At 33.0% G+C, this 1,335-nt stretch carries 1 protein-coding gene and 1 pseudogene; both read left to right on the top strand.

Annotated features, from left to right (window positions below):
* Window positions 1–186: 186 nt before the first annotated feature.
* Complete coding sequence (locus CDG59_RS15615) at window positions 187–903, top strand: hypothetical protein (RefSeq protein ID WP_227519142.1); 717 nt, start codon at window positions 187–189, stop codon at window positions 901–903.
* Between the two features lie 93 nt (window positions 904–996).
* A pseudogene (locus CDG59_RS15610) lies at window positions 997–1,206 on the top strand (guanosine-3',5'-bis(diphosphate) 3'-pyrophosphohydrolase); the annotation flags it as partial.
* Between the last annotated feature and the right edge of the window lie 129 nt (window positions 1,207–1,335).

The following is a 1,335-nucleotide window of genomic DNA, read 5'->3' as shown; positions in this document are numbered from 1 at the left end:
ATGTTTAATTCGTCTAATCACAGATACTTTATAAAGCATTTTAATACTTTTTTGAATCTGTCAATGCGTAAGTCCTAATGAAGTAAAGTATTTAAAAGATTTGTTTAATTTTCCATTAAATGTTAACACAGAATAACTTCAACTGAAGTGCAGTAGGTTCAATAAACAATAGTTGGGCGACAAATAATGTCGCAAAGATGCTCGATAGGTTTGCTAATTCAATATTTAAATCGTAGAGTAAGTTATGAAATTAATCCTTATAAACCAAACAACTATAATTCGCTTATCGTGAGGAAAAAAATATGGGTGTACATCAAACTAAAAAAAACAGTTCAGGATTTAGATATTATCAATCAACTAATATTGGGCGATACTTCTAATGAAAAATCAGGAATCTATATCCTTCCAGTCTTCACCCGTAAAGTCGAAATCGCAGCTGCTTTATTTGGCTTAAAATATACGTTTGAACAGCTGAGTCTGCATTATTCAAATGCTAATGAAAAAGAAAATGGACAATTGTTTTTTTGGGTGAAACAACCCAAGGATTGTGAAGATTCAGTCTTTAATCAAAATATTCTAAAAATTTGTCACTACTTTCAAATCACATCGAAATGTCTACTCAGCATTCAAGATGAGGGCGCCAATATTAGACTTTACATCAACAAAGAACCTTCACAAACAACCGTTAAATTGAAAGAGGCTGCAGAATGGTTAATGACTTTATTCTTGGATAAATTCCAAAATGAATCTCTAGAAACATTTGTTATCACTCCGGCAAATGAATATGTAGCCGTAGCTGAACCACAAACCAATATGGGCAGAATGGCAAGGAAGTTGAAAGCTGATCAGCTTGTAAAAGAATTAGATTTAACCCAGATAAATTTGCCTAATGAGACGACATAAATTGACGTAATAGCTATGATTGAACTTTATTTATTTGCTGTAATTGATTAATATAATTGAATAAAATTTGATTAAATATAAAGGGAATATCATATCGCTACTTTAGAAAAAGCAATTTCCTTCGCAACTGAACGGCATTTGGGGCAAATAGATAAAGCAGGGCAACCCTACATCCATCACCCCTTGCGTGTCATGCAAAATGCACAACATCCTGATGCCAAAATTGTCGCTGTTCTGCATGATATTTTGGAAGATACAGCAACATCGGTAAATGATTTAAGATCACTAGGGTTTGTTGAGAATTACCGAGAGTTAATTAAACTCGCGCACAATTGAATCATGGCTTCAAAACTCCTATCTGTTTTACAACTACGCATCGCTATACGTTTAAATTCTTTTAACTTACAGAAATAGTTTTCAATGAGATGACGC

It is taken from the genome of Acinetobacter sp. WCHA29, assembly GCF_002165335.1.
In the GTDB taxonomy this organism is placed as follows: domain Bacteria; phylum Pseudomonadota; class Gammaproteobacteria; order Pseudomonadales; family Moraxellaceae; genus Acinetobacter.
The sequence above is the reverse complement of the archived record's forward strand: the minus strand, read 5'-3'. Positions and strand labels throughout refer to the sequence as shown.